This is a genomic window from Cryptobacterium curtum DSM 15641 (genome assembly GCF_000023845.1).
GTDB classification, from domain to species: domain Bacteria; phylum Actinomycetota; class Coriobacteriia; order Coriobacteriales; family Eggerthellaceae; genus Cryptobacterium; species Cryptobacterium curtum.
Genome location: NC_013170.1, coordinates 764,024 through 780,132 on the forward strand (window position 1 = coordinate 764,024; position 16,109 = coordinate 780,132).

Annotated in this window: 11 protein-coding genes and 4 tRNA genes; 11 read left to right on the top strand and 4 right to left on the bottom strand. The window is 48.8% G+C overall.

Going from position 1 to position 16,109, the window contains the following annotated elements; translation table 11 throughout:
* The first annotated feature begins 519 nt into the window (after positions 1-519).
* From CCUR_RS03240 to argS, 4 genes are all read left to right on the top strand, one after another.
* The gene (locus tag CCUR_RS03240; RefSeq protein WP_012803056.1) at positions 520-1,743 is read left to right on the top strand and encodes an arginine deiminase; all 1,224 of its coding nucleotides are present in this window, start codon (positions 520-522) and stop codon (positions 1,741-1,743) included.
* Positions 1,744-1,918: 175 nt separating this feature from the next.
* Positions 1,919-2,914 carry an ornithine carbamoyltransferase gene (argF, locus tag CCUR_RS03245; RefSeq protein ID WP_012803057.1) on the top strand — a complete coding sequence of 332 codons (996 nt, stop codon included), beginning with the start codon at positions 1,919-1,921 and terminating at the stop codon, positions 2,912-2,914.
* Between the two features lie 197 nt (positions 2,915-3,111).
* Positions 3,112-4,071 carry a carbamate kinase gene (arcC, locus tag CCUR_RS03250; protein WP_012803058.1) on the top strand — a complete coding sequence of 320 codons (960 nt, stop codon included), beginning with the start codon at positions 3,112-3,114 and terminating at the stop codon, positions 4,069-4,071.
* A gap of 218 nt (positions 4,072-4,289) precedes the next feature.
* A complete protein-coding gene (argS, locus tag CCUR_RS03255) occupies positions 4,290-6,017 on the top strand; it encodes an arginine--tRNA ligase (RefSeq protein WP_012803059.1) in 1,728 nt (575 codons plus the stop codon).
* Between the two features lie 183 nt (positions 6,018-6,200).
* Here the strand turns inward: argS and CCUR_RS03260 are convergent, their stop codons facing one another.
* Complete coding sequence (locus CCUR_RS03260) at positions 6,201-8,201, bottom strand: cation:proton antiporter (RefSeq protein WP_012803060.1); 2,001 nt, start codon at positions 8,199-8,201, stop codon at positions 6,201-6,203.
* 331 nt (positions 8,202-8,532) lie between these two features.
* Here CCUR_RS03260 and CCUR_RS03265 point away from each other — a divergent pair.
* From CCUR_RS03265 to CCUR_RS03280, 4 genes are all read left to right on the top strand, one after another.
* Positions 8,533-8,609 (top strand) — tRNA-His (locus tag CCUR_RS03265).
* Positions 8,610-8,661: 52 nt separating this feature from the next.
* Positions 8,662-8,737, top strand: a tRNA-Lys gene (locus tag CCUR_RS03270).
* A gap of 4 nt (positions 8,738-8,741) precedes the next feature.
* A tRNA-Lys gene (locus tag CCUR_RS03275) sits at positions 8,742-8,817 on the top strand.
* A 169-nt stretch (positions 8,818-8,986) separates the two neighbouring features.
* Positions 8,987-10,396: a sodium-dependent transporter gene (locus CCUR_RS03280; protein WP_012803061.1), complete on the top strand. Its 1,410-nt coding sequence runs from the start codon at positions 8,987-8,989 to the stop codon at positions 10,394-10,396.
* Positions 10,397-10,537: 141 nt separating this feature from the next.
* On the opposite strand, the gene CCUR_RS03285 is transcribed toward CCUR_RS03280, so the two are convergent.
* Together CCUR_RS03285 and CCUR_RS03290 are read right to left on the bottom strand one after the other, a co-directional pair.
* Positions 10,538-11,185, bottom strand: coding sequence for a response regulator (locus tag CCUR_RS03285; RefSeq protein WP_012803062.1), 648 nt, complete (start codon positions 11,183-11,185; stop codon positions 10,538-10,540).
* On the bottom strand, positions 11,182-12,396 hold the full coding sequence (locus CCUR_RS03290; protein WP_012803063.1) for a GAF domain-containing sensor histidine kinase: 1,215 nt from the start codon (positions 12,394-12,396) through the stop codon (positions 11,182-11,184). The genes CCUR_RS03285 and CCUR_RS03290 overlap by 4 nt, the downstream gene beginning before the upstream one ends.
* 169 nt (positions 12,397-12,565) lie before the next feature.
* On the opposite strand from CCUR_RS03290, the gene CCUR_RS03295 reads away from it, so the two are divergent.
* Together CCUR_RS03295 and mscL are read left to right on the top strand one after the other, a co-directional pair.
* Positions 12,566-12,640, top strand: a tRNA-Ile gene (locus CCUR_RS03295).
* A 26-nt stretch (positions 12,641-12,666) separates the two neighbouring features.
* Positions 12,667-13,107 carry a large conductance mechanosensitive channel protein MscL gene (gene mscL / locus CCUR_RS03300; protein WP_012803064.1) on the top strand — a complete coding sequence of 147 codons (441 nt, stop codon included), beginning with the start codon at positions 12,667-12,669 and terminating at the stop codon, positions 13,105-13,107.
* 260 nt (positions 13,108-13,367) lie between these two features.
* Here mscL and murI read toward each other — a convergent pair whose 3' ends face one another.
* The gene (gene murI / locus CCUR_RS03305) at positions 13,368-14,162 is read right to left on the bottom strand and encodes a glutamate racemase (protein ID WP_012803065.1); all 795 of its coding nucleotides are present in this window, start codon (positions 14,160-14,162) and stop codon (positions 13,368-13,370) included.
* 304 nt (positions 14,163-14,466) lie between these two features.
* On the opposite strand from murI, the gene CCUR_RS03310 reads away from it, so the two are divergent.
* A complete protein-coding gene (locus tag CCUR_RS03310) occupies positions 14,467-16,044 on the top strand; it encodes an ABC transporter substrate-binding protein (RefSeq protein WP_012803066.1) in 1,578 nt (525 codons plus the stop codon).
* Positions 16,045-16,109 lie beyond the last annotated feature (65 nt).

A 16,109-nucleotide genomic window follows, 5' to 3' on the forward strand; every position in this document is an offset into this window, starting at 1 on the left:
TGTTTTGATGCTACTCACCGCACTTGATGTGTAAGGGAACCGTTAGTTGTGGGATACATATCGGTAGCGATCTGGCGTTTAAGAGGGGATAAGTATGGGAGCTAACGGCGATAAACCTCTCTGGCACAGGACAGCATCACGATGGGTAGTTCGCACGTAAAAGTGAGCAATTACGTATTGGAATACGTAATTATGCAATTTGGCGCATATTGACAGGAAGACATATCTGTGTTTATGAAATACACCCACTCTAAACCAGAGAAATAGCCTGATGAATAGCAATTTTCTATCAAGACTGATGCTTTTTAAAGCATGAGAGTCCAAAAAGTAAAGTACCGTTTACCGATAAAAACAACCGTTAGTAGGAGAAAAACTAACTATTTAAAATTCTTACAAATTCTCCTTGCAAGTCCTCCACAGGCGTGAGATGCTTTGCTCGTGCCGGCGCTGAAGACACCGACCGGATGCTCGGCATGCGTTTTATTCCTATTCCATGCATCAAGCAAAAGGAGGACGTATATGACCGGAGTCAACGTTAAGAGCGAGATCGGCCCGCTCAAGAAGGTCATCCTTCACCGGCCCGGCAAGGAGCTATTAAACCTCACCCCTGACACACTTGAGCGTCTGTTATTTGACGACATCCCGTTTCTGCGGGTAGCCCAAGACGAACATGACGCATTCGCACAGGTTTTGCGCGATGAGGGCGTCGAGGTTGTCTACCTTGAGGATCTCATGGCAGATGTCATTCGTGACAATCCTGCTCTGCGCGATGAGTTTATTGCTCAGTGGACCCAAGAGGCTGGTATTCATACCGAAAAGTGGCAAGGTATTATTCGTGATTACCTCAATAGCGAATATGCCGATCCTAAGGCATTGGTTGAAAAGACCATGGAAGGCATCAATTTAGCCGAACTTGATGTCGATCGCTCTGGCAGCCTTATCGACTTGGTGTCAAGCCCCACCAAGATGGTGGTTGACCCCATGCCAAACCTGTACTTCACCCGTGATCCCTTTGCTATGGTGGGCACGGGGGTAACTGTACATCGTATGTATTCGGTTACCCGCAATCGTGAGACCCTCTATGGTCAGTACATCTTTGACAATCATCCTGATTTCAAGGGCACACCGCTTTACTATCGTCGTGATTGGGCCTTCCACATTGAAGGCGGAGACGTTTTGAACTTGAACTCTCATGTATTGGCTGTTGGTATCTCTCAGCGTACCGAACCTGATGCTATTGACACGCTCGCTCGTGGCATCTTTGCCGATGAGACGAGCTCCATTGACACGATCCTTGCCTTTGATATTCCCAACTCTCGTGCGTTTATGCACCTCGATACGGTGTTTACACAGATCGACCGTGACAAGTTCACGATCCATCCGGGTATCTTAGGACCCTTAACCGTCTTTGAACTTACTCCTGCCGCAGGCGGAGAAGTATCCGTTAAGCGTCTCGATAGTGACCTTGAGAGCATCTTGGCTAAGTATGTTGGCTGCCCGGTTAAGCTTTTGCAGTGCGGTGCGGGCGATCGTATTGCTGCAGAGCGTGAGCAGTGGAACGACGGCTCAAATACCCTGTGCATCCGTCCGGGTACTATTGCGGTTTATGAGCGCAACGAGGTAACCAACGATTTTCTCTACAAGCAGGGTCTTGATCTGAAGGTCGTGCCCTCAGCTGAGCTCTCCCGCGGTCGTGGTGGCCCACGCTGCATGAGCATGCCCGCTTGGCGCGAGGATATCTAAGATGCACCTCCTCAAGTGGGCACTTCTCTTGAAAGAGGTGCTCACTTGGGGTATTTGGTCTTCTCGATTCCCGAGCTATCGAGAGACGTCAAACTACCCTGGGTGCTCCACCCACCTGCTCGGAAGTTTTAGGTATATATGCAAGACCGCATATATAAGATAGAAAGGAAACATTATGCCTACGAGCCTCTCTGGACGCGATTTCCTGAAGCTGCTTGATTTCTCAACGTCTGAGATCAAGTATCTGCTGAAGCTTTCTCGCGAGTTCAAGAACCTGAAGCTAACGGGTACTCCGCATCGCTATCTTGAAGGCAAGAATATCGTTCTGCTTTTCCAGAAGACTTCTACCCGTACACGCTGTGCTTTCGAAGTAGGTGCCCTTGACCTTGGCATGGGTGTGACCTATCTCGATCCGGGCAGCTCGCAGATGGGCAAGAAAGAGTCTATTGAAGACACCGCCCGCGTGCTCGAGCGTTTCTATGATGGTATTGAATTCCGCGGCTTTGCTCAGAAGGATGTTCAGGATCTGGCCGACAACGCGACGGTGCCGGTATGGAATGGTTTAACCACCGAATGGCATCCCACTCAGATGCTTGCTGACATTTTGACTATTCAGGAAGAGTTCGGCGATGATATCGCAGGTCGCACTCTTGTTTTCATGGGCGATGCAAAGAATAACGTTGCTCGTTCTCTCATGGTTGTATGCGCTAAGCTTGGCTTAAACTTTGTTGCTTGCGGGCCTAAGGATTGCATGCCGGGTGACGACGTGGTTGAGGCTTGCAAGCCTATTGCTGCAGACAATGGTTGCACCATCAAGCTGACGAGCGATGTGCGTGAAGGTGTTACCGGTGCTGATGTTATTTACACTGATGTGTGGGTATCCATGGGTGAACCTGATGAAGTGTGGGCAAGCCGTATTAAGGAACTTGAGGCATATCGCGTAACGAGAGATGTTATGGCTCTTGCTAAGCCTGAGGCTATCTTCCTGCACTGCTTGCCTGCCTTCCATGACACCAACACCACTATTGGTGCTGAAAAGGCTAAGCAGTTTGGTATTACCGAGATGGAAGTTACTGACGAGGTGTTTGAGGGCAAGCAGTCCCGCGTATTTGATGAAGCTGAAAACCGCATGCACACTATCAAGGCGGTTATGTACGCAACATTATCGTAAGTGCTTAAGCGATACCGTATAGCGGGTTATTATTGAGCTATACATTGGATTAATCTGGCAGCTGGCTATACACAGCTGCCAGACATCCTTTTCAAGTCTCTTCGATGATCCTACCTGTCAGTGGTTTACGCATCTGGCATTCATCGATGAAAAAGTTTCCATGTAAGGAATCTCTATCTAAGAGAAAGGCGGCAGCGATGCCATATCAGAAAGGCAAAGGTCCAAGCGTAGTCATCGCATTGGGTGGTAACGCCCTCGGCAACACTCCCGAAGAGCAGCTTGAGCTTGTTAAAAATACCGCCAGTCATATTGTTGATATGGTTGGCGACGGAGTAAACACCATCATCACCCATGGCAATGGTCCTCAGGTTGGCATGATTAACAATGCCTTTGATGCGGCATCGAAAGATGCGGCAAACAAGGTACCGCCCATGCCCTTCCCAGAGTGCGGTGCGATGAGTCAGGGCTATATTGGTTACCATCTGTCTCAGGCTATTTTGAACGAGCTGAAAAATCGTGGTATCCAACGCTCAACAGCAAATCTAGTCACACAAACAGTGGTTGATTCTTCCGATCCGGCATTTCAGAATCCAACAAAGCCAGTTGGCGCCTTTATGACCGAAGAAGAGGCCAAAGACATGGCTGCTAAGACAGGCTGCACCGTGAAAGAAGATGCTGGTCGCGGCTGGCGTCGTGTTGTGGCAAGCCCTATTCCACAGCGCATTGTTGAATTTGATGCGGTCAAGGACCTCATGGATGAAGGCTATATTGTCGTTTCCACTGGCGGTGGCGGCATTCCCGTCTTTGAAGTAAATGGCGGATATCAGGGTGTTCCGGCTGTTATTGACAAGGATAACTCTGCTTCTATGCTCGCAAGCGACTTCAAAGCTGACATGCTTGTTATCTTAACGGCGGTCGAAAAGGTTTGCATTAACTTTAGCAAGCCCGATCAAGAAGCACTTTCGCACATGACGGTTGCTGAGGCTGAAGAGTACATCAAGCAGGGTCAATTTGCCCCTGGATCGATGCTTCCGAAAGTGCAGGCGTGCATCAACTATGTGCGCAAGTATCCACAGGGCAAGGCTCTTATTACAAGCCTTGAATGCGCTGCTGCTGGTTTGCGTGGTGAAACCGGTACGGTTATTACGCTCGACTAGTTTTACCAGCAATACGCTTAATTATTTTGCGTAGTTGAGTAATGTAAACTCCCTCGTGTCGTTGGATGCGGGGGAGTTTTTGTCTTTCCTATCTATGCAAAATCTTTCTAAATTGCAGGTAAGATATGCGTTCTGTATTCGCTTGCTCAGGTGAAGGGTGCGTTGCGGTATAGTGTCTAAAATCATGTACTGCCGATCGAGTCGTTTGAAAGGGAACTATGCAAATTCGCGAACAACTTGAACAACTCGTCAACGGAGCTATTCGCTCCGCTATTGAAGACGAGAGCCTTGCCCTTACTGAAGCACCCGAAGCTGCATTGGAGCGACCGCGCGACCTTGCAAACGGCGACTGGGCTTCTACGGTTGCCCTGCGAAGCGCAAAGCTCGCACACACGAATCCACGTCAGATTGCTCAGGCGATCGTTGATCATATACCCGCAAATAATTTAATCGATTCGGTTGACATTGCTGGTGCTGGGTTTATTAACATCAAGTTGGCTCCTACGGCTTTTCAGTCGGTAGTTGCTCAGGTGCGCCAAGATGGTGTCGACTTTGGAAAGAGCACGATTGAAGAAGGCTATACAAATGTCAACATCGAGTATGTCTCCGCAAACCCAACGGGGCCTTTCCATGTCGGTCATGGCCGCTGGGCAGCGCTCGGTGATGCAACGGCACGTGTTATGCGCCATGCCGGATATACCGTCTACGAAGAAAACTATATTAACGACCATGGCAGCCAGATGGATAATTTTGGCGAGTCGGTAGCAGTTCGCTATCAGCAGCTGCTCGGTCGCGATGTTGAAATGCCTGAATCTTGCTATGCAGGTGGTTATGTCAAAGATATCGCACAGTCAATCATCGATACAGATGGTGATAAATGGCTTGATGCCGATCCTGACGAGCGTCGCGTTAACTTCCGTGAGCGTGCGTATCAGTTTGAGCTTGCCGAGCAGCATCGTATTTGCGATGCCTTTGGTACCACTTTTGATAAGTGGTTTTCCGAACGTTCACTTTACGTGAAAGATGCTGATGGCAAAAGCCAGGTCGATCGAGCTATCGATGCGATGCGCGAAAAGGGCTATATCTACGAATCTGATGGTGCTGTGTGGTTTAAGAGCACGGAATTTGGCGACGACAAAGACCGCGTTGTTATGAAGAGTAACGGTGAAACCACGTACTTCACCAGCGATGTTGCGTATCACTACGACAAGATGCAGCGTGGTTTCGAGCATCTTATCGATCTATGGGGTGCCGACCATCATGGATATGTTGCTCGCTGCGAAGCTATGCTGGCTGCCTGGGGCTATCCTGGCGCACTTGAAGTGATGCTTGGCCAGCTAGTTAACTTGTTCCGCGACGGTAAGCCCGTTCGTATGAGCAAGCGTACCGGTGAAATGGTTACCTTCGAAGAGGTTATTGACGAGGTAGGTGTCGATTCCACCCGTTGGATGATGCTTTCTCGTAGCTCTGATCAGACCATCGATTTCGATATCGAAGTTGCCAAGAAACGCGATGCGTCAAACCCCGTTTATTATGTGCAGTACGCTCATGCGCGCATTTGCTCGATCTTGCGCAAGGCGGCGCCGGCTGATCTTGCTGCGAAGGCTGAATCGGGTGAGATTTCGATGAATGAATTGGCACATGCCATTATTCCTGCTCATGCTGATTTAACAGGGCTGACACATCCATCGGAAATCGATCTGATGCGTAAGATGGATGGTCTGCAGGATCTTGTCGCAAGTGCTGCGCGTGATCGGGCGGCGTTCCGGTTAACGCACTACAGCCAAGATCTTGCTGGCTTGTTCCATGCGTTCTATGGCAACTGCCACGTTATTACGGAAGATGAAAGCCTTCAGAATGCACGTCTTGCATTGATTGATGCCACGCGTATCGTACTTGAAATATCGCTTGGCTTGCTCGGTATTTCAGCACCGACGAAGATGTAATAGTTTTCAGAGTCTCGATATCAACGAAGATGTAACAATCTTCGAAAGTTCAATACTAACGAAGGTCTACGTATCTTCAAAGGCTTCATAAGCGAACTACCGGCGCACACGTTACCGTGGTTTATTACCCAAGCGTGTGCGCATTGTTTATGTCTTACCACTTCTTATTGCTGGTGCTGGTTGTTATAAATTCATTTCGAGATCGACCATCATAAGGTAGACACTTTCGTTGAGATTTTTGGCGCATTTTCGGTCGATTTCACCTGCTTCGAGCGCGTCTTGTATTTCATCAAGTTCAAAGCGATAAGCCATCCGCTCAACGGTTTCGATGCGGTCTGAAACCGACGTATATTGCGTGATACTTGGCCGACTCTGCTGCGTTGCTCGATATGCGTTTTGATACGTCAAAAGCACATTGGCAATCACTTCAGTGGGGTAGGAGTTCTCTTCCTTCTGCATTAAGGTATGCAAATAACGAATAGCTTCAGCCTGGCTGCGCGCCTGGACATCAAGGGCGGCGGCACCATCCTCACTCTGACGCACACGTTGACGGCCGGTTCTTAAATAGCTCACTATAAGCGAATACAAATGGTGAAGCCGATGGAGGTCAAAGGGGGACTCGTCGCGATGCATAAGATAGGTGCGCATCTTCGAAAGACGGCGCAAATAGCGATACGCCTGAAATTCTTCAACATCGCCGGCCTCAATAAGTTCAAAAAGATGACTTTGCTCGTGTTCAATAACATCGATACGCAGTGCGGTTGTTGATTCACTTTCAAGATCAGCTGCGTTTTGTATGCGCTCAATACGTCGGTTATAGGAATTGATTACCGCTGCGGTCGCTTGCATGCCGACTTCACTGCGCGCCGCTGAAAGCCGTTCGATAACACGTCTGAGGATGTCAATACGTGCGTTTACTTCTTTTTCTGCTGCATTAGAGGTTTCGTCTTCGCCTTTCGGAGCAAGAAGAGGCAGAAGGAAATTGGCAATCAACAGGGTGCAAAGAATAACGCCTGAAGCCAAAAAGATAATGAGATGACGCTGAGGGAATCCACCGCCGTTACTGATGACATAGGGGATCGAAAAGATAATTGAAAGCGTGACGGCACCTTTAGGGCCACCGATAGTGGTAATAAGGGTTGAGCGCAGTCGTTCTTTTAGTGAGGGAACAAAGTAATTCATGACCGCTACCCATATAAAGCGCACGGCGATAAGAATAAAGGTGATCGCTAGTACGTATCCGATAACGGTCTGATTACCGATAGTTACATCATCCCAGGTGCTCTGAAAAGCATTAGGCAGTTCCATGCCGAGCATAGTGAATACGATGCCATTTAACCCAAATGAAAGCACCCCCCATACGCTACTGTTGACAATGCTTAGGCGCGAAGCGCTTGGACTGACTTCACGGTCTTCAACCGAGCTCATGATAAGACCAGCTGCCACCACGCTAATAATGCCACTTACTCCGAGTGCTTCGGATGCAACATAGATGACAAAGGGCAGCGAAACATCGAACATAACGTGAAACGTTGTTGAGTCGAGTCCGGCTTTGCGCAGTATGTCTTGGAGCCACTGCGCTATCCATCCGGCTGTTAGGCCGAAAATTAACCCACCCGTGAAAAGCACAACGAATGATCCAGCCGATTCTAAGACAGAAAATGTACCGGTTGTCGCCGCTGCTATAGCAAATTGAAACGCGACAACGCCTGTCGCATCATTGAGTAGCGATTCGCCTGATAATAGGGCACGTTCCGTGCGAGAAAGTTTCGCCACAGAAGAAAGTGAAGCAACTGCTACTGCGTCAGTTGGCCCAAGTGCTGCCCCCAAAGCGAGCGCGGCTGCCAGTGGGATAGAAGGCTCAAGTAAATTTACTGTAAAGCCAATGGCGAGCATGATGACAATCACAAGTCCGACGGCGAGAGAAAGAATTGCACGCCGATTTTTCCAGAGAGCAAGTTTGTCGGACTCTTTGGCATCATGAAACAGAAGCGGTGCGATAAACAGCACGAGAAAAAATTCTGGGTTCAGTGAAACATCAGCAGGATTCAGCGAAAGTACTGCGATTACCAAGCCGAGCGTGATTTGAATAAGTGGAAGGGAAACCCGAGGGATAACGCGCTCGAGTACGGCTGATATAAGGACTGCAACGAAGAGCAGAATAATAAGCTCAAGAGTAGCCATGGTGCTCCTGGTTGATCTATTACTGGATGGTCGTGCTTATTGTACGGTGAAATTGCAGGTTTTCTGCTCGCATAGCACTGCCACAACAAGACATATAGGTGATAACAGGTTTTTTTGGATGACAGGTCGGTGATATTTGGTTGTCCGCGTCGGTGATATGGTGAGAGGTACAAACTTTGGATGCAGTGGTCAGCAGTATTTGTTTGGCAGTTCGTGCTCCGATGTCTAGCTGTGGCCCGAACTTCAGGAGAAAATACGAAGGGTCTAAGCGGGTGGAACTTTCCCTTGCACCGCATATGAGCCAACCGTATAATACTTGCTTGCGCCTATGGTGGATGTAGTTCAGTTGGATAGAACGCCAGATTGTGGCTCTGGAGGTCGTGGGTTCAAGTCCCACTATCCACCCCAGCGCATTTGACAAGACCTTATACAGGTTTCATAGCGTCGTTTTGCGACATTCGGACTGTTAGCTTAGTTGGTAGAGCAGGGGACTCTTAATCCCAAGGTCCGGGGTTCGAGTCCCCGACAGTCCACCATTTCGGACTGTTAGCTTAGTTGGTAGAGCAGGGGACTCTTAATCCCAAGGTCCGGGGTTCGAGTCCCCGACAGTCCACCAGTGAAGCCAAAAAGCCCCAGCAATGGGGCTTTTTTGTTGTTGCGTTTCATAACCATAGTACCTTTGCTTTCACCCATTTCCACTCTTCTTGCCCATTGACAGAGGTATTAGCAGGTGAAATATGGTAGCGTGTCTTGCATAATGTCTACGCAGGGAGGTTGCAAGAGGGATGGAAGAAAAAGAACGCGAGCATTTTGCCTCGCGCCTCGGTTTTATCCTTGTGGCAGCGGGTTGTGCCATTGGTCTTGGTAATGTATGGCGTTTTCCGTATATTGCTGGCGAATACGGTGGCGCGGCATTTATTCTTATCTACCTTATATTCCTTGCAATTTTAGGCCTCCCCGTTATGGTGATGGAATTTGCCGTCGGACGTGCTAGCCAGAGTAGTACGGCTCGGTCGTTCCATATTTTGCCCGCACAGGGTAACTTTCAGTGGTTTTCGTGGTGGGGCTATATCGGCTCGATGGTCCTGCTTATGTTCTATACCACTGTTTGTGGTTGGATGTTTGCTTATATTTTCAAGTTGGGCTCTGGTGAGTTTGCGGCGGCGGAAAGTGAAGTTTCGCAAGCTGCCTTTGCTTCGATGATTGCTGATCCAGGACAGCTGGTATTTTGGATGCTTGTTTCCGTTGCTATTGGTGCTGTTGTATCGTTTATTGGTGTGCAAAAGGGCGTTGAGCGCGTGGCAAAATTCCTTATGGCGGGCTTGTTTATTATCTTAATAGCGCTCTGTATCCGTGCCGTCACACTGCCTGGTGCCGAAGGTGGTCTTGCGTTTTATCTCCAGCCCGACTTCAGTCATCTTTTTGCGGGCGATACCCTACCCGAAAAGTTCGCCACATTTGGTAATGCGCTGTATGCCGCTATGGGTCAGGCATTCTTTAGTTTGTCGGTTGGCATGGGCGGTATGGCTATCTTTGGATCGCGCATTGGCCGTGATCGCAGTCTGACAGGTGAAGCTCTTTCAGCAACGGTGCTCGATACACTGGTTGCTGTTTTGGCAGGGCTTATTATCTTTCCTGCCTGTTTTGCGTTCGGCGTGAGTCCTGAATCTGGTCCGTCGCTCGTGTTTGTGACACTGCCTATCGTGTTTGGTCAAATGCCCTTTGGCCAAATCTGGGGTGCACTGTTCTTTGTCTTTATGAGTTTTGCGGCTATTTCAACGGTTATTGCAGTATTTGAAACGCTTGTGACCTGGGTTGAAGACCGCTGGGGTTTTTCGCGCAAAAAAGCAGTGCTCATGAATGTCTGTATTCTTGCGGTTTTGAGCATCCCCTGTGCGCTGGGCTTCAACGTGTGGAGTGGCTTTGAGCTTCCGGGTATCGGTAATATCCAAGCCATCGAAGACTTCATTGTCTCGAACAACATTTTGCCACTCGGCGCCTTGATCTTGACGATCTTCTGCACGTGGAAAATTGGCTGGGGTTGGGATAACTTAATGGCCGAAGTTGATGCTGGTGAGGGTATTAAATTTCCCCGCTGGTTACGTCCTTGGTGTACTTACGGCATACCAGTGTTGATGGTGATTATCTTTATCATGGGGTACGCCCCTATGATTTCATCGCTTTTTGCTGGTTAGCGTGAATAGTGAAATATGTACTTTATTCGGTCAAAAATCACTAGATAATTGGACACCATATTTGGCTCAAGCATTGCAGCGATTGCTGCTATTTGTACTTTGCTGGCTAGGTAAATACACGCCGTGCTAGGCTTGCTTCGCCTATAGGTCGAGCAAGTGATATTTAAGAGCAAGATGGACGAGTTCGGCACGTGAATTTACGCCAAGTTTTGCATATATTTTGCTGCGATGCGTTTCGACGGTTTTTACGGAAATAAATAGCTTGTCGGCGGCTTCTTTGTTTGTATACCCTTGTGCCAACAGAGAAAATATTTCGAATTCACGGCTTGATAGTTCATGATACGGGTTCTTTTCAGCCACACCAGACTGGCCATGAAGTTTTCCCGATAGTGCTTGCGCCATATTTGGTTCAATGTACGTTTCCCCAGTAGCTACTTTTCTAATTGCGCCAAGGAGCACTTCGGTTGAAGAATTTTTAAGCACGTAGCCCGCTGCTCCGCCACGCAGAGTATAGAAGAGATAATCGGTTTCTTCGAACATGGTAAGAATAATGATCCGTGTGCTAGGGAAATCGCATGATATTCGCTCGCAGGCAATCAGTCCGTTTTCGCCAGGCGGCATTGAAATATCAAGCAGTAGCACGTGTGGTTCAACCCGTGCAACAAGATCATAGGCTTCTTTGCCGTCGGCTGCTTCTCCAACAACGCGCATGTCGCATTGAGAATTGATAATAAAAGCAAATCCTTGTCGGACAACGGCATGGTCATCGGCAATAGCAACGTCGATCATAGGCTGTCTGCTCCTTCCTGTGTCACAGCAGATTCTTCTTGTGTGACAGTGGGCGTAGGTATACGAAGCACGACTTGTGTACCTCGTTCATTTGAAGTGATATCGAGTGTTCCGTCAATGGAACGCGCACGTTCTTTCATGCCGGCAAGGCCACAACCATGTCCCCTGATGGGGGGATGAGCAACATCGAAACCGCAGCCGGTATCAAGAATGTGAATCAAAAGATGTGTATTGTTCGTTGCGATATGCACACTAATATGATCGCTTTGCGAGTACTTACAGGCATTCAATAAGGCTTCTTGTGCAATACGATAGGCGTGCGTTTCGATGGTATGAGGAAAGCGCTGGCCGTTGGTTTCATCCACGACGTCTATCTGCGGTCCAAATGTTTTACAGTACAGCTGCGCCTGAGCACGAAGCGCTGCCGATAAGCCGAGGTCATCAAGGGCAAGCGGGCGTAGTTCAACCGAAAGTTTATGGATGTCGTCCATAAGACAACGCAGCGTTGATTGTGCTTCGGTAAGTAAGGTATCAGTTGAGGGGTTGTTTTGCTTTAATTCAGCTTGTCGAATGAGCATCGAAACACTCAAGAGCTCCTGAGCGAGCCCATCATGTAACTCACGAGATATGCGCCGACGCTCGCTTTCCTGTGCTTGCTGTATAGCGACCTCGCCAGATGCAGGACGGTTTTTTTGGTCGGTGGTTGCCTGTTCATCTGGCCCTACGGTATGCGCACCGTTGAGGTTGATAAATTCGCTGCAGCGCACGGAAAAGTTGCAGAAACCATCTTCCAGTTCTTTAAACAGGCGTGCAAAAATATCTTTATGACTTGCGTCAGTGCTTCTGAATGCACACACTAAAACGCCGTGAACTGATTCACCTTCTATGCTGGCTTTTACCAAGGGAAGGGCGCAGAAGCTGCGCAAGTCTTCAGCAAATATAATGGGATAACTGGAATACTTTCGTGGATCAAGCTGGGCGTCAATATTGGTAAAAAGCATGGGCCGACCAGCTTTAAGTACGATACCGCCCACACCGTGACCTGGTGAAAGAACAATGCGACAATAGCGGTTACCTGAGGCGCCTGAAGCATAAACCCAACGTAGGGGTGCCCCTACATGAGGGGCAAGACCGATAGTAGTGAAGTCGAAGCCAAATTCTGCACGCAGGGCGTCAACCGCCGTATCGTAGTCGAGAAAACGCCATTGCATGGACTTTGCACCTCCAACCGCCTTGTGTATAGGCCCATTATTTGATTATATGCGACCTCAGAGAGAGCATTAAGCCTCGGCACATCTACAATACCTTTTCTGTCACATAGTCGCTATGTAGTTTTTCAGTCGGAGTGATGCAATACGCTAGAATAGCAGGCGCGCAAACGGGCCTGTAGCTCAACGGTGGAGCAGGGGACTCATAATCCTTTGGTTGTCGGTTCGAATCCGGCCGGGCCCACCACATTTCCTTATATGAAAGGGGGGCCCATGCGCGGCTTCCTCAAAGAATTTAAAGAATTTGTATCACGTGGCAACGTGATGGATATGGCCGTTGGTATCATCATCGGTGCAGCTTTTACTGCTATCGTCACCTCGCTGGTAAGTGATGTGGTAATGCCAATAGTATCGCTAGCGATTGGTGGTGCTGATTTCTCTTCTCTGGCAGTTACCTTTGGTACTGGCGACAATGCAGCAACGCTTAATTACGGCAAATTTATCCAGGCAATCGTCAACTTTATTCTTGTTGCATTTGTTGTGTTTTGCCTTGTTAAAGCAATTGCTACGACAGAAGGCCATATTGCATCTGCTAAGAAAGACTCTCAAGAGGAATCAGCTGTGCGTGAGTGTCCGTTCTGCAAGGAAGAGATTGCTGCTTCAGCTACGCGCTGCCCGCATTGCACAAGTGAACTTCCTAATAAGGCGGCGTAAGTCTACCTGTATGGTTTAAAGAAAACTGTCGTTTGTTGTTCTGTCGGGGCTGTCATGTCCCTCAAAAGACGATAGCGTATAAAAGATTCTATAAAGAGGTGCTGATGAGGTTCAGCGCTTCTTTATATGTTTAAGTAATTGGTCGCATCTCGCCTCCTCAGTGGAGCACATACAGGTTTAGTGCAGATACCCATACGTCCGACAGATCGCTTGTCGTTTCATGCAGTAAGTCTATTGCACTAAGGAGTGCACATGTATATTTATTGCTCAGTCGAAAGCGGAATACTAAAGAGGCGTTCGTAGAGCTTGAGCGTTTGCGTATCAGCGCTACTTGTTTCAAAGATAACGCGACCTGTTTGTGGGGTATTCACAAGTAAATGTGTTTCGGAAAGCAAACGTCGTGTTTGTCGTGCACAGCCAGCCCCACCATCAAAAAGCGGCACTTCTGCTCCTAGTACCTGGTGAATCTGCCGTTTGAGGAAGGGATAGTGGGTGCAGCCGAGCACGACGCTGTCGACCTGCCCGCGATATGGGGCTAGTTTTTCTGCAAGATAGCTTCGTATAGCATCGCTATCGAGATCGCCTGTTTCTACGAGATCAGCAAGTCCCGGGCAGGGAAGGGCGATGATATGAGATTGGCTGCCCCATGTGTGAGCAAGCTGCTGGAATTTGTCAAGCTTTAAGGTAACAGTAGTTGCCATAACCAGTATGTTTTGATGCTGCGGGTTTATTGCGGCTGGTTTAAGAGCTGGTTCCATTCCAATAATGGGTAGGCCTGGATAGCATTCGCGCAGATGTTCTGCAGCAGCGCTTGTGGCGGTATTACAAGCGATAACGATAGCTTTAACGCCACGAGCGAGCATTGTTTCAACGATATTTGCTGAAAGGCTGCGCACTTCGACAATCGTTTTATCACCGTACGGGGCATGGGCAGAATCGCCATAGTACAAAAAGTTTTCAGCGGGCAATTCGCGCACTAAATTGCGCAGGACACTGATGCCACCGACGCCCGAATCGAATACACCGACGTATCCACTCCATTGATTTACTTGCAATCTTGCTCACCCTTTCTCATAGAAAAGATAGTACCGCATTGCGAGAATTTGCATCATTATTCGAAATTCGTGTTGTTGTAGTGACACCATAGCTGATCCAAATACTTATAGGCGAGCGGTCGGTTTGCAGCGGTGAATGAATAAACATCTGTTCCACCCGCTCCCACTTTGCTTTATTGGGCATAAAACCTGCCGAAATAGCTTTACAGTACCTCTCATGATGGGGGAAAATATGTGAACGTATGTGAAGCAGTGTTACAGAGAACGTGCTTGCATGCGAGTGTCTTTACCGAGGAGGGAATACATGCGGAAGAATCAATTGACAGTGAGCCGTCGTAGCTTTGTAGCTGCGGGCGCAACTATGGCTGCGGCGATGGGCTTGGGCCTATCCGGCTGCGGATCGTCTTCCAACTCGATGAGTCAGGGTGCTCAAGGCGGAGGCGAACTGACAGCTGCTGTCGCGTATGAGACGAAGAACTATCATCCATCCACCACGTCATCTGCTCTTGCTATGGGTTCTAACTGGCATGTGGTTGAGGGTCTCTACGAATTAAATTTGAGCACATACACCCCGTATCAAGCGCTAGCTGCGGGCGATCCCGTTAAGGTTTCCGATACGGAATACACGGTTAAGCTGCGCGATGATGCAAAGTTTTCTGATGGTACTGCGGTAACCGCTGCCGACGTTGTTTCTTCATATGAGCGCATTATCGCTCAGAAGAGCCTCTACATTCCGTTTTTAACCTTTATCGAAAGCGTTACTGCTTCCGATGATTCAACGGTTGACTTCAAACTGGCATATCCTTTTTCGTTGGTGAAGCAGCGCTTATCGCTTATCAAGGTTGTTCCTTCGTCAGCAACCGACGAAGAGCTGACCGCTATGCCAGTTGGCTCAGGTCCGTGGAAGTATGATTCCATCGACGAGAAGACCATCACGTTTTCGCCTAACGAGAACTATAACGGTGAATTTTCTGCCTTTGATAAATCGATGAAATGGGACATCATCAAAGATGACACCGCTCGCACAACGGCGCTGCAAGAGGGTTCAGTTATGGTAATGGAAAGCGTTCCGGCCGATATGCAGGCGCAGCTACAGTCCGCCGGTGTGACCGTCGATAGCGTTCAGGGCTTCAATCTGCCCTTCCTTATGTTCAACACGAAAAAGGCGCCGTTTGATGACAATCGCGTGCGCCAGGCATTCTTCTATGCCATTGATGTCGACAAGCTGATTGCAAATGCCATGAGTGGTTTGGCTGCAAAAGCAACGAGCTTTTTGCCGGAAAACCATGCGAATTATCATCGCGCTTCTACCGTGTTTGACCACGACACCGATAAAGCGAAGAGTCTTTTGGCCGAAGCGGGTGTCACCAATCTGAGCTTGACACTTGATACGACCGACCATCCATGGATTACGGCGCTGTCTGCTCAGGTCAAAAACGATCTTGAAGCAACAGGCGTACTCAAGGTTGACATTCAGTCTCAGGCATCTTCGTCGTTGTATGCAAACCGCACTGACACCGACAATCCTGAATTTGATGTGGTCATGGCACCGGGCGACCCGTCGGTGTTCGGCAACGACCCCGACCTGCTTATGAACTGGTGGTATGGCGATAATACTTGGACCAAGAAGCGCACACAGTGGGGCGGCAGCGAAAGCTACGAGAAGCTGCATAGCCTTATGCAGCAGGCCGTTGAATCTGACGGCAGCACTCAACAGACGCTCTGGAACCAGTGCTTTGACTTGATTGCCGAACAAGTGCCGCTGTATCCGCTGTTCCACCGTCAGATGCTTACTGGCTACTATGCCGATAGGATTGCCGATTACAAGCCTATTGGTACCACTGGTCTCAACTTTATTGGGGCTGCCACCACAGGCAAATAAGCATGTCTTGTATGCGGCCGTTGCATATCAGATAGAGTTGCAAGCCTGCATCGGAAACGGTGCAG